General features: G+C 71.2%; 11 protein-coding genes. 7 read left to right on the forward strand and 4 right to left on the reverse strand.

The window, feature by feature from the left end; translation table 11 throughout:
* A partial coding sequence (locus VIU94_RS01585) for a PucR family transcriptional regulator (protein WP_331906683.1) occupies positions 1–576 on the forward strand: 576 nt, incomplete at its 5' end.
* A 276-nt stretch (positions 577–852) separates the two neighbouring features.
* Here VIU94_RS01585 and VIU94_RS01590 read toward each other — a convergent pair.
* Both VIU94_RS01590 and VIU94_RS01595 read right to left on the reverse strand, forming a co-directional pair.
* Positions 853–2,421 carry an MFS transporter gene (locus tag VIU94_RS01590; protein WP_331906685.1) on the reverse strand — a complete coding sequence of 523 codons (1,569 nt, stop codon included), beginning with the start codon at positions 2,419–2,421 and terminating at the stop codon, positions 853–855.
* A gap of 193 nt (positions 2,422–2,614) precedes the next feature.
* The gene (locus tag VIU94_RS01595; protein ID WP_331906687.1) at positions 2,615–3,508 is read right to left on the reverse strand and encodes an NAD(P)-dependent oxidoreductase; all 894 of its coding nucleotides are present in this window, start codon (positions 3,506–3,508) and stop codon (positions 2,615–2,617) included.
* Positions 3,509–3,824: 316 nt separating this feature from the next.
* Between VIU94_RS01595 and VIU94_RS01600 the strand changes: the two genes are divergently transcribed.
* From VIU94_RS01600 to VIU94_RS01615, 4 genes are all read left to right on the forward strand, one after another.
* The gene (locus VIU94_RS01600; RefSeq protein ID WP_331906689.1) at positions 3,825–5,471 is read left to right on the forward strand and encodes an FAD-binding oxidoreductase; all 1,647 of its coding nucleotides are present in this window, start codon (positions 3,825–3,827) and stop codon (positions 5,469–5,471) included.
* Positions 5,472–5,639: 168 nt separating this feature from the next.
* Complete coding sequence (locus tag VIU94_RS01605; RefSeq protein WP_331906691.1) at positions 5,640–6,797, forward strand: acyl-CoA dehydrogenase family protein; 1,158 nt, start codon at positions 5,640–5,642, stop codon at positions 6,795–6,797.
* A complete protein-coding gene (gene tesB, locus VIU94_RS01610; protein WP_331906693.1) occupies positions 6,798–7,667 on the forward strand; it encodes an acyl-CoA thioesterase II in 870 nt (289 codons plus the stop codon).
* Between the two features lie 23 nt (positions 7,668–7,690).
* The gene (locus tag VIU94_RS01615) at positions 7,691–8,656 is read left to right on the forward strand and encodes a cation diffusion facilitator family transporter (protein ID WP_331906695.1); all 966 of its coding nucleotides are present in this window, start codon (positions 7,691–7,693) and stop codon (positions 8,654–8,656) included.
* Positions 8,657–8,660: 4 nt separating this feature from the next.
* Here VIU94_RS01615 and VIU94_RS01620 read toward each other — a convergent pair whose 3' ends face one another.
* The gene (locus VIU94_RS01620; protein ID WP_331906697.1) at positions 8,661–9,443 is read right to left on the reverse strand and encodes a phosphatase; all 783 of its coding nucleotides are present in this window, start codon (positions 9,441–9,443) and stop codon (positions 8,661–8,663) included.
* Between the two features lie 106 nt (positions 9,444–9,549).
* Positions 9,550–10,143, reverse strand: coding sequence for an SACE_7040 family transcriptional regulator (locus VIU94_RS01625; protein ID WP_331906699.1), 594 nt, complete (start codon positions 10,141–10,143; stop codon positions 9,550–9,552).
* Between the two features lie 87 nt (positions 10,144–10,230).
* Between VIU94_RS01625 and VIU94_RS01630 the strand changes: the two genes are divergently transcribed.
* Both VIU94_RS01630 and VIU94_RS01635 read left to right on the forward strand, forming a co-directional pair.
* A complete protein-coding gene (locus VIU94_RS01630; protein ID WP_331906701.1) occupies positions 10,231–11,838 on the forward strand; it encodes a carboxyl transferase domain-containing protein in 1,608 nt (535 codons plus the stop codon).
* A 7-nt stretch (positions 11,839–11,845) separates the two neighbouring features.
* A partial coding sequence (locus VIU94_RS01635; protein WP_331906703.1) for a biotin carboxylase N-terminal domain-containing protein occupies positions 11,846–12,421 on the forward strand: 576 nt, incomplete at its 3' end.

A 12,421-nucleotide genomic window follows, 5' to 3' on the forward strand; every position in this document is an offset into this window, starting at 1 on the left:
GCCGTGGCCGCCCGTACCCCCGAGGAGGCCGCCGAGGTCGCCGCCGACCTCGCCCTCGCGCTGCCGGGCGGCCTGACCCGTACCGCCGACGCCGTCGTGGAGGCCGTCGCAGCAGAGGACATCGACGTCCTGGAGCTGCTCGCCCGCTTCGCCCCCGGCTGCCCGGCCGGCATCGGGGCCCCGGTCGCCCCCGAGGCGGCGCTCACCTCGCTGCGCCAGGCGACCGGGCTGCTTGAGGTGAGCCGCCGGTCCGGCCGCCCCGCGGAGGCCCGGCGCAGCCACTCCAGCCGACTGCTCCTCGACCTCGGCGACCGCGACGCGCTCACCGGGTACGCCGACACCGTCCTCGGCCCGCTCGACGTGGCAGACCCGTCCGGCGAGCTGGTCGAGACCCTGGCCACCTGGCTCGACACCGGCTGCTCCTGGGACGAGACCGGCCGCCGCCTCGGCCTCCACCGGCACACCGTGCGCAACCGCCTCGACAAGGCGATGCGCCTGACCGACCGCCGACTGGACGACGGCGACGACCGCTTCGACCTCTGGCTCGCCACCCGGGCGCGGCGCGCCGCACTGTGACGCCCCGTTCTCTGTGTGGGCGCCGCGGGGGACGTTCCGGGGGCGCATTCGGGACTGCATGATGTACGGCGCGTTCGGGGCCTGCGCGAGGCCCCGTATCCCGTGCGCCACACATCACGCTCTACGTCCCGAACGCGACCCCCTCCACGTCCCCCGCTCCCGTCCGTCGTCCCCGTGCGGGTCGGGGCGCGGCCGCCGATCGCACGTCGTCGAGAGCGAATCCAAGCCGTACGCCCCCGGCCGCGGGCGCGACCAGGGGCGTACGGCTCACCTGCCTCAGCTCGCCGACAGCGAGCCCTCCGGCACGCCCTCGCCCGCCGGCGCCGCCTCGCGCTTCTTGCGCAGGGCCGTCAGAGCGATGACCGCGCTGATCACGGTGACGATCGCGCTGGCGACGCCGATCGCGTTGAGCCCGCTGGTGAACGCCTCCCGGGCCGCCGTCAGAAGCGCCTGCCCCGTCTGCCCGGACAGTTCGCCGGCCGCCGCGATCGCGTCCTCCATGCTGCTGCCCGCTGCCGCGGCCGCGTCGGCGGGGGTACCGGCGGGCACGGCGATCGCATCGCGGTAGACCGCGGTGCCGAGGCTGCCGAGCGTGGCGATGCCGAGCGCGGAGCCCAAGTCGCCGCAGATGGAGGAGAGTCCGGCCGCGGAGCCCGCCCGCTCCGGCGGGACGGAGCCGACGACCAGGCCGGTGCCGAGCGCACCGAGCGTGCCGACGCCGATGAAGATGATGACGAAGCCGGCCATCAGCAGCGGCAGCCCGCCGACCGCGTCGACGAAGACCAGCAGCAGGTAGCCGATGGTGCCGATGAGCAGCCCCACCCCGATGACCGTGCTCATCGCGTACCGCTTCGCCAGGATCGGCGCCACCTGCGCGGCGACGATCGACGCGACGGCCGCAGGCACCATCATCAGACCCGCCTTCATCGGCGAGAAGCCCTCGACCATCTGGAGGAACCCGGTGATGAAGAGGTAGCCGCCGCCGGTGCCGAGCATCGAGACCATCAGGATCAGCAGCGACGCGGTGAACGAGCCGACCTTGAAGAGCTTGAGGTCGAGCAGCGGGTCCGCCAGCTTGCCCTGCCGCTTCACGAACACCGCGCCGACGACCAGGCCGACGACGATCGCGACGACCGGCACCGGCTCGAAGCCGTAGCGGGCGAGCTCCTTGAGGCCGTAGATGATCGACAGGATGGACACCAGCGAGAGCAGCACGCTCAGCAGGTCGATCCGGCCGGCGTTCTCGTTCTTGTACTCAGGCAGCAGCATCGGCGCGACGATCAGCAGGACGATCATGACGGGGACGCCGAGAAGGAACACCGAGCCCCACCAGAAGTACTCCAGCATCGTGCCGCCGACCACCGGGCCGAGCGCCGTGCCGCCCATGAAGCAGCTGGCCCACACCGCGATGGCGCGGCCGCGCTGGTACGGGTCGTGGAACATGTTGCTGATGAGGGCGAGCGTGGACGGCATCAGCGTCGCGGCCGCGATGCCGAGCAGCGCCCGGGTCGCGATCAGCGCCTCCGCGCTGGAGGAGTAGGCGGCGGCGACCGACGTGAGGCCGACGGCCGTGGCGCCGATCAGCAGCAGCTTGCGGCGGCCGATCCGGTCGCCCAGCGTGCCCATGGTGATGAGGAAGCCGGCGATCAGGAAGCCGTAGACGTCCATGATCCACAGCGTCTGGGTGCCGGTCGGCTGCAGCGCCTCCGCGAGGTGGGGCAGGGCCAGGTAGAGCACGCTCGTGTCGAGGGAGATCAGCAGGGTGGGCAGGGCCAGCACGGCGAGCCCCAGCCATTCCCGCGACCCGGCCTTCTGGACGGGGGGCTCGGGAGCGTTCGATGACATGGTGTTCCTTCCTTCGTCTTCATGAGCTCGACTCGTGGATCCCACGCTGCCGGGCGCCTCTCTCGACCTGCTCTCGGCCCGCTCTCGGTCCCGGAGAACACCGAGAGGACCGCCCCGAACAAAGGGGTGCGGGCGCCCGGGATCGTGGATCGATCCCAGGCGCCCGCACCCGGTGCGCCTCAGCCCCGCGGCCTCACTTCTTAGGCGGCAGCAGCTCGAACAGGCTGGAGAAGCCCTGGTCCCCGTGGCCCGCCGCGATGCGACGGTCCATCAGGTCCTTGACCTCGCGCATCCGCAGCGCCTCCACGCCCACCGACGCCCGGTGGCTGATCATGTCGTTCATCAGCGCGGCCTGGACGTTGAGCGAACCGAGGTCCGGCCCGTACTCGCCGGTCTTGACCGCCTTGGCCATCGAGCTCAGCAGCGACGGGAAGTGCACCAGCGAGCCGCCGGCCCGCTCGGTGAACTCCTCGACGTCGAAGCCCTCGGCCTCGACCAGCTTGAGCACGTGCAGGAAGCCGATGATCAGCTCGTAGGCGAACGCGACCTGGGCCATGAACTCCACGGCGGCCGCGCCCGCGTCCTCGCCGTGGTACGCGATGCCGCCCAGCTCCTTCAGCGTCGACTCGTTGGCCTCGTACGCCTTCGTCGAACCGCTGAACGGGAACATGATGTGGTCGGTGCCGACGTACGGCGGGTCGCCCATGATCTTGCCGTCGATGTACTCGGCGCCGTGCTCCTTCGCCCAGCGCTCGTTCTCCCGCGCCTGGGCGGGCGAGCCGCTGGTGACGTTCACCAGGACCTTGCCCGCGACCGCGGACTCGACGGAGGCCAGCACCTGGTCGACCGCGGTGCTGTCGAGCAGACAGACCACGACGAGCGGGCTCGCCGCCACGGCCTCCGCGGCCGTCTCGGCCGCGGTGGCGCCGGCCTCGACCAGCGGCGCGGCCTTGCTCGCGGTCCGGTTCCAGACCGTCGTGCGGTATCCGCGCTCGACGAACGTCTTGGCGATCGCCGACCCCATGTCGCCGAGACCGAGCACGGTGATCTGGCTGCCGGTGGAGCCGTCGGTCGTCGATGTCGTCATGATGTTCCTTTCGGTGTGCACGTCGGTGTGCGCGAATCGGTATGCATGAAATGACTGCGGGATTACCGGGGTTGCCGGCATTCCGGGGCCCACGACGGCCGATGCGCCTGCATTCCTTGGGAATTGGCGCTGAATTGCCCGAGACTTGCCCACGGTAAGCGGTTGACCTGCGGATTCCGGCACCGATCGAACATTGTTTGTCAGGTCTCTTGAAGATCCCTTGAACCTGACAGACTCAACTCCCGGTGTCTCGTGGAAGGTGACCGGTCTCGGCGAGGCTGGCGCTCAGCCTTTCCCGAGAGACTTGGAAGGAACCATGTCGGAGCACAGCAGAAGGAAATTCATCACCGCCGTGGGCGCGGGCTCGGCCGTCGCCGTGGGCGCTGCCGCCGGCCTCACCGAACTGGGCGGCGGGACCGCCCGGGCGGCCACCGCGCCCGTCGTCGATCCTTCCAAGATTCTGACCGCCCGCCCGGGAGACCCGAACTACACGGACGCGGTCTCCGGTTACAACAACCGCTGGGTCGCCCAGCCCGACCAGGTGCGCTTCCCCACGACGACGGCGCAGGTGGTCGCCGCCGTGCAGGACGCCGTCGACGGGGGCAAGAAGCTCACCGTGCGCAGCGGCGGGCACTGTTACGAGGACTTCGTCTACAACGCCGACGTCGAGGTCATCGTCGACATGGCGTACATGAACGAGGTCACGTTCGACGAGCGGCGACGCGCGTTCATGATCGAGCCGGGCGTCAAGCTGCGCGAGATGTACGAGCTGCTGTACCGCGGCTGGGGCGTCACCGTCCCGGCCGGCTACTGCCCGCTGGTCGGCGCCGGCGGCCAGATCCTCGGCGGCGGCGTGGGCATGTACTCCCGGAGCCTGGGGCTCTCGGTCGACCACCTGTACGCGGTCGAGGTCGTCGTGGTCGGGCCCGACAAGCGGGTCCGCGCCGTCGTGGCCACCCGCGAGAAGGACGACCCGAACCGCGACCTGTGGTGGGCGTGCGCCGGCGGCGGCGGCGGCAACTTCGGCATCGTCACCCGGTTCTGGATGCGGAAGCCGGGCGCGACCGGGACCGCCCCGCGGGACCTGCTGCCGGTGCCGGCCCAGAAGGTCACCACCGCGCACTACGTCTTCCCCTGGTCCAAGGTCAATCGCGCGCAGCTCGGCAGCCTGCTCAAGGCGCACGCGCAGTGGCACCTGGACCACAGCGCGCCGGGCGACCCGAACCGCAAGCTCGGCAGCTACCTGTCGTTCTTCCCCGGGTCCAAGGGCCGCGCCGAGCTCTGGGCGTACTTCGACGGATCGGACGCGACCAGCGAGCGGCTGATCCGGGCCTACATGGACGAGATGAACCGGGCGGTCGGCGGCGCGGGCGGCGCGGAGCCGGACGTGCAGAAGCACACCTTCCTGCACACGTACCTGCTCAACTCGGGCCGCGGCGACGTCTTCATGAACCCGACCCTGCGCGGCGAGCACCGGTCGGCGTATCTGAAGAAGGCGTTCACCGAGCACCAGATCGACGCGCTCTACAAGAACATGGTCACAGACGGGTACGAGAACCCGTACGACCTGGCGTGGCTGGTGCTGACCGCCCTCGGCGGCCGGGTCGGCGACTTCGCGAGCGACACCACCTCCTTCGCCCAGCGGGACGCGATCTTCCAGCTGCTCTGGGAGATCCACTGGATGAAGCCGGAGGAGGACGACCCGCACATCGCCTGGACGCGGAAGATCTACGCGGAGATGTACGGGGAGACCGGCGGCGCCCCGGTCCCGAACGACGTCAACGACGGCGCGTACATCAACTACCCGGACAGCGACATGGCCGACCCGGCGTGGAACAAGTCGAGCACGCCGTGGACGGAGCTGTACTACAAGGGCAACTACCCGAAGCTCCAGCAGGCGAAGGCCAAGTGGGACCCCACGGACTTCTTCAACCACCGCCTGTCGATCCGCCTGCCCCGGTAACCCCCGAGGCAGCCGCCGCGGAATCCCCGCCGCCCGAGAACCGGGCGCCGGGGATTCCGCGCGTTGTGACGGGGACGACCCTCTCGTCTTCTGGACAGCGCCGATGACCGACCGGTAACTTCGACGGAAGCAGGCTGAGCAAGCGCTTAGACAAGGAGGGTCGGCCCCGTGCGCCGTACTGTTTTCAATGAGGACCACGAGGCGTTCCGGGAGACCATCCGGGCCTTCATCGAGGCCGAGGTCGTCCCCGTCTACGACGACTGGTTCGCGGCCGGCCAGGCGCCGCGCGACTTCTACCTCAAGCTCGGCGAGCTGGGCATCTTCGGCATCAACGTGCCCGAGGAGTTCGGCGGCGCGGGCCTGGACACCCACAAGTTCGAGGGCGTCCTCTACGAGGAGACCGCCCGCGCGGGCGTGCAGTTCGGCGGTTCCGGCGTGCACGTGCTGCTCGCCCTCCCCTACATCAAGATGCTCGCCTCCGACGAGCAGAAGAAGCGCTACCTGCCGAAGTTCGTCACCGGCGAGGAGATGTGGGCGCTGGCGATGACCGAGCCGGGCACCGGCTCCGACGTCGCGGGCATGAAGACGACCGCCAAGCTCTCCGAGGACGGCACGCACTACGTCCTCAACGGCTCCAAGACCTTCATCACGGGCGGCGTGCACGCCGACCGCGTGATCGTCTGCGCCCGTACCTCCGCCCCGACCGAGGACGACCGCCGCTTCGGCATCTCCCTGTTCGCCGTGGACACCAAGTCCGAGGGCTACTCCATCGGCCGCAAGCTGGACAAGCTGGGCTTGCGCACCTCCGACACCGCCGAGCTGGCGTTCGTCGACGTGAAGGTGCCGGTCGAGGACCTGATGGGCGAGGAGGGCAAGGGCTTCTACTACCTCGGCCACAACCTGGCCTCCGAGCGCTGGGGCATCGCCTTCGGCGCGTACGCGCAGGCCAAGGCCGCCGTCCGGTTCGCCCAGCAGTACGTCACGGACCGCACGGTCTTCGGCAAGCCGGTCGCCTCCTTCCAGAACACCAAGTTCGAGCTGGCCGCCTGCCAGGCCGAGGTGGACGCGGCCGAGGCCGTCGCCGACCGCGCCCTGGAGGCCCTGGACGCGGGCGAGCTGACCCCGGCCGAGGCCGCCTCCGCCAAGCTGTTCTGCACCGAGGTCGCGCACCGCGTGATCGACCGCTGCCTCCAGCTGCACGGCGGCTACGGCTACATGAACGAGTACCCGATCGCCCGCCTGTACGCGGACAACCGCGTCAACCGCATCTACGGCGGCACCAGCGAGATCATGAAGTCGATCATCGCGAAGTCGATGGGCCTGTAAGTGCCCGAAGCGCACAACGCACTGGATGGCCTGCTCGGTCTGCTCGATCTTGAGCGGATCGAGCAGGACATCTTCCGCGGCCAGTCCCGGTCCGCCGTCGTCCCGCGCGTCTTCGGCGGCCAGGTGGCCGCCCAGGCGCTGGTCGCGGCGGGCCGGACCGTCCCCGAGGACCGCCTCGCGCACAGCCTGCACGCGTACTTCCTGCGGGCGGGGGACCCGGGCGCGCCGATCGTCTACACGGTCGACCGGATCCGCGACGGCCGCTCCTTCACCACCCGCCGGGTCGTCGCCGTCCAGCACGGCCAGCCGATCTTCCACCTCTCCGCGTCCTTCCAGGCGTACGAGGAGGGGCTGGAGCACCAGTACGACATGCCGGCCGCGCCGGACCCGGAGAGCCTGCCGACGGCCGCCGAGATGCTGCCCCGGCACCTCCCGGCGGACGTGGCCGCGCGGCTCGTCGAAGCGCGGGCCGCGGTGGACCTGCGGTATGCCGACACCCCGCCCTGGGGCTCGGTCGGCGAGCCGCGCGAGCCGCGCTCGCAGGTCTGGTTCCGCACCAACGGCAAGCTGGCGGACGACCCGCTGCTCCACATGTGCCTGGCGACCTATGTCTCCGACATGACACTGCTCGACTCGGTGCTGCTCGCCCACGGGCGCGGCGGCTGGGCGGTCGGCGACGTCGTCGGGGCCTCGCTGGACCACGCGATGTGGTTCCACCGGCCGTTCCGCGCGGACGAGTGGCTGCTGTACGACCAGGAGTCGCCGTCCGCCTCGGGCGGGCGCGGGCTCGGCCAGGCCCGGATCTGGACCCAGGACGGGAAGCTGGCCATCTCGGTCATTCAGGAGGGTGTCGTTCGCGTGCCGCGCTGAGGACCGGACATAGCGTCCGGTCCATGGCGGAGAACGCACAGAACGGCGAGAGCACCTTCACGGTCATCGTGGCGGCGGCGGCGAATCTCGGGATCGCCGCCGCCAAAGCCGTTGCCGGGGTCGTGTCCGGATCGAGCGCGATGCTCTCCGAGGCGGCCCACTCGGTCGCCGACACCGTCACCGAGGTCATGCTCCTGACGGCGCTGAAGCGCAGCGCGAAGCCGGCCGACGAGGACCACCCGATGGGGTACGCGAGCGAGCGCTACGTCTGGGCGCTGCTCGCCTCCGTCGCCACCTTCGTGGGCGGCGCGGTCTTCTCCCTCTACGACGGCATCCACACCCTCGTCCACGGCGAGGAGCTGGGCGACCCCCTGATCTCGTACATCGTGCTGGGCGTCGCCTTCGTCCTGGAGGGCTTCTCGCTGCGCACCGCGGTCCGGCAGGTCCAGGGCGAGGCCGAGCGGGCCGAGGCCCCGTTCGGCCGCTATCTGCGGCGCACCCCCGACACCACCGTCAAGGCCGTGGTGATGGAGGACTCGGCGGCCCTCGCCGGGCTGATGCTGGCGGCCGGCGGCCTGCTCGGAGCCGAGCTCACCGGCTGGGACGGATGGGACGGCGTCGCGTCGATCCTGATCGGCGTGCTGCTCGTGTACGTGGCCTGGGTGCTCGGCCGCTCCAACGCCGAGCTGCTGATCGGCCGCCCGCTGCCGCGGCCGATGCGCGAGGAGATCCGCGCGGAACTGCTGTCGGTGCCGCACATCATCGACGTCCTGGAGCTCACGACGCTGATCCAGGGGCCGGACGAGTTCCTGATCGCGGCGAAGGTCGACTTCCGCGACGTCGCCTCGGCCGAGCAGGTCGAGTGGGCCTGCGAGGAGGCCGAGGAGCAGGTCAGGGAGCGCTTCCCCGGCGTGCGGCGGGTCTATCTGGACCCGACGCCGGGCCTCGGGCGGGTACTGCGGCCCGGCGGCCCCGCCCCGGCGCCGTGACCGGTCAGGACAGCAGGCCCGCGGCGTTCAGCAGGTACGCCGTCAGCGGCTCGTAGGAGCGCGGGTCGATGACGTGGTCGTCCAGCGGGATCGCGACCTGGAGGGTGCCCTCGGCCTCGGCGAGAAAGAGCGCGGGGTCGTTGCAGTCGGCGTACCCGATCGCGTCGATGCCGCGCTGGGCCGCGCGGCCCGCCCAGCCGTGGTCGGCGACGACGAGGTCGGGCAGCGGGCTGCCCTCCGCCTCCAGCGCGTCGAGGATCGCGTTCATCGGCTCCGGCGAGTGGGTGTGCCACAGGCTCGCCCCGCGCTCGAACATCGAGACGTCGGCGAACTGGACGACGTAGCCCTCGTCGGCGGTGAGCCCGTCGGGGATGCGGACGACGTCGCAGCCGACGGCGCGCAGCGCGGCGGCGGTACGGCTGTGCAGGTCGATCAGCGAGCCGGGGTGGCCGGTCGCGAAGAGCACCCGCTCCTTGCCCGCGGCGGCCTTGCGCAGCCGGGCGGCCGCGCGCTCCAGGGCGTCGACGGTCAGCTCGGGGTCGATGGTGTCCTGCCCGAAGCGGTGCGCGGGGTCGTCGTTGACGCCGCATCTCTCGGCCATGACGGCGAGGACGTCCTGTTCGTCGGCCCACCGGTCGCCGAGCTCCAGGCCCAGCCAGTAGTGCCGGTCGCCGTTGGCGAGCTTGCGGTAGTGCGAGAGATTGTTGTCGCGGGGCGTGGCGACGTCTCCGGCGATACGGGTGCGGACCAGTTGCTCGACGAGTGCGTCACGGCTGAGTATCGGCATGGGACTCATTGTGACCGAGTCCGACCGTTCACCGGCCATCGTTCCGGCCTACGGATCCCGCGTCTCCCGGACGTCGCCGTTCCGGCTCCCCGGCTTCCCGCTCCGGCTACCCGATCGCCGGCTCCGCCGCCAGCGCCTCGAAGGCCCCGTTCGCGAGCCGGCGCAGCAGCTCCTCCATGGCCGAGCGGCCGAGCGCGCCGAGGTGCGGGGTGGAGTTGAGCAGCCCGAACACGGCGTGCACGGCGGCCCGGACCTCGGCCTCGCCCGCCGCCGGGTACAGCTCGCGGACCACCGCCACCCACAGCTCCACGTACCGCCGCTGGAGCTGCCGGACCCGCTTGCGGTCCTCGTCGCGCAGCCGGTCCAGCTCCCGGTCGTGCAGGGTGATCAGCGGACGGTCGTCGAGCGCGAAGTCGATGTGGCCGTCGATCAGCGAGGCCAGCACCTCGCGCGGGGCGCCGCTCGCGCCGTCCACGCGGAGCCGGCCGCCGTCGAGCAGCCGCTCGCTGATGCCGACGAGCAGCTCCGCGAGCATCGCGTCCTTGCCCGCGAAGTGCCGGTAGAGGCCGGGCCCGCTGATGCCGACCGCCGCCCCTATCTCGTCGACGCCGACGCCGTGGAACCCGCGCTCGGCGAAGAGGCGGGCGGCCTCCTTGAGGATCTGCTCGCGTCGCGTGGGGGCATCGGTCCTGGTGGTCATGGGACCGATTCTAGACAATGGGGTTAGCGGTCGTTAACCTGAACGACATACGTTAACGCTCATTAACCGAGCAAGGGAGCTCGAGAAATGCAGCAGGCACCTGTGCTGACGAGCGCGGCGGACCCCGCGTCGGAGGCCTGGCAGGCCAATGAGGCAGCCCACACCGAGCTGGCCGAGACGCTGCGCGCCAAGCTCGCGGCGGCCGCGCTCGGCGGCGGCGAGAAGGCCCGCGCGCGGCACACCGCGCGCGGCAAGCTCCTGCCCCGTGACCGGGTCGACACCCTCCTCGACCCCGGCTCGCCGTTCCTGGAACTGGCCCCGCTCGCCGCTCACGGGATGTACGGCGACCAGGCCCCGGCCGCCGGGGTGATCGCCGGCATCGGGCGAGTCTCCGGCCGGGAGTGCGTGATCGTCGCCAACGATGCGACCGTCAAGGGCGGCACGTACTACCCGATGACCGTGAAGAAGCACCTGCGGGCCCAGGAGGTGGCGCTGGAGAACCGTCTCCCCTGCCTCTACCTGGTCGACTCCGGCGGCGCGTTCCTGCCCCTGCAGGACGAGGTCTTCCCGGACCGCGAGCACTTCGGCCGGATCTTCTACAACCAGGCCCGGATGTCCGGCGCGGGCATCCCGCAGATCGCGGCCGTCCTCGGCTCCTGCACCGCGGGCGGCGCGTACGTCCCGGCGATGAGCGACGAGGCCGTGATCGTGCGCAACCAGGGCACGATCTTCCTCGGCGGGCCGCCGCTGGTGAAGGCCGCGACCGGCGAGGTCGTGACGGCGGAGGAGCTCGGCGGCGGCGAGGTGCACTCCCGTACGTCCGGGGTCACCGACCACCTCGCCGAGGACGACGCCCATGCGCTCCGCATCGTTAGGAACATCGTCGCAACGCTGCCCGAGCGCGGGCCGCTGCCCTGGTCGGTGGAGCAGGCCGAGGAGCCGAAGGTCGACCCGGCGGGGCTGTACGGGGCGGTGCCGGTCGACTCGCGCACGCCGTACGACGCCCGCGAGATCATCGCGCGGCTCGTGGACGGCTCGCGCTTCCAGGAGTTCAAGGCGGAGTTCGGGCAGACGCTGGTCACCGGCTTCGCGCGGATCCACGGCCACCCGGTCGGGATCGTCGCCAACAACGGCATCCTGTTCTCCGAGTCCGCCCAGAAGGGCGCGCACTTCATCGAGCTGTGCGACCAGCGCGGCATCCCGCTGCTGTTCCTGCAGAACATCTCCGGCTTCATGGTCGGCCGGGACTACGAGGCCGGCGGCATCGCCAAGCACGGCGCGAAGATGGTGACGGCGGTGGCCTGCACCCGCGTGCCGAAGCTGACGGTGGTGGTCGGCGGTTCGTACGGAGCGGGCAACTACTCGATGTGCGGCCGGGCGTACTCGCCCCGCTTCATGTGGATGTGGCCCAACGCCAAGATCTCGGTCATGGGCGGCGAGCAGGCCGCGTCGGTGCTGGCGACGGTCAAGCGGGACCAGCTCGGCGACGACTGGAGCGCCCAGGAGGAAGAGACCTTCAAGGCCCCGATCCGCGAGCAGTACGACACCCAGGGCAACGCCTACTACGCGACGGCCCGGCTCTGGGACGACGGGGTCATCGACCCGATGGAGACCCGGCAGGTCGTCGGCCTCGCGCTGACGGCCTGCGCCAACGCCCCGCTCAGTGACCCCGCCTTCGGCGTCTTCCGGATGTGAGTGACAGATGACCATGTTCGACACAGTGCTCGTCGCCAATCGCGGCGAGATCGCGGTCCGCGTGATCCGCACGCTGCGGGCGATGGGCGTCCGCTCGGTGGCCGTCTACAGCGACGCGGACGCCGACGCGCGGCACGTGCGGGAGGCCGACACGGCGGTACGGCTCGGCCCGCCGCCGGCTTCGGAGTCGTACCTGTCCGTGCCCGCGCTCATCGAGGCGGCCCGGCGGACCGGCGCGCAGGCGGTCCACCCCGGGTACGGCTTCCTCGCGGAGAACGCGGGCTTCGCGGCGGCCTGCGCGGTGGCGGGCCTGGCCTTCATCGGACCGCCGGCCTCGGCGATCTCCCTGATGGGCGACAAGATCCGCGCCAAGGAGACGGTGAAGGCGGCGGGCGTCCCGGTGGTCCCGGGCGCGGCGGACCCGGAACTGGAAGCGGCGGCAAGGGAGCTGGGCGCTCCCGTCCTGCTCAAGCCCTCGGCGGGCGGTGGCGGCAAGGGCATGCGGCTGGTACGCGATCTGTCGTCCCTGACGGAGGAGATCGCGTCGGCGCGACGCGAGGCGCGGTCGTCGTTCGGCGACGAC

This window comes from Streptomyces sp., from assembly GCF_036566765.1.
Lineage (GTDB): Bacteria > Actinomycetota > Actinomycetes > Streptomycetales > Streptomycetaceae > Streptomyces.

Excerpts from the sequence above, each read along its gene's own strand:
- VIU94_RS01590 (WP_331906685.1), bottom strand. The coding sequence starts at position 2,421 with ATGTCATCGAACGCTCCCGAGCCCCCCGTCCAGAAGGCCGGGTCGCGG.
- VIU94_RS01595 (WP_331906687.1), bottom strand. The coding sequence starts at position 3,508 with ATGACGACATCGACGACCGACGGCTCCACCGGCAGCCAGATCACCGTG.
- VIU94_RS01600 (WP_331906689.1), top strand. The coding sequence starts at position 3,825 with ATGTCGGAGCACAGCAGAAGGAAATTCATCACCGCCGTGGGCGCGGGC.
- VIU94_RS01615 (WP_331906695.1), top strand. The coding sequence starts at position 7,691 with ATGGCGGAGAACGCACAGAACGGCGAGAGCACCTTCACGGTCATCGTG.
- VIU94_RS01620 (WP_331906697.1), bottom strand. The coding sequence starts at position 9,443 with ATGCCGATACTCAGCCGTGACGCACTCGTCGAGCAACTGGTCCGCACC.
- VIU94_RS01625 (WP_331906699.1), bottom strand. The coding sequence starts at position 10,143 with ATGACCACCAGGACCGATGCCCCCACGCGACGCGAGCAGATCCTCAAG.
- VIU94_RS01630 (WP_331906701.1), top strand. The coding sequence starts at position 10,231 with ATGCAGCAGGCACCTGTGCTGACGAGCGCGGCGGACCCCGCGTCGGAG.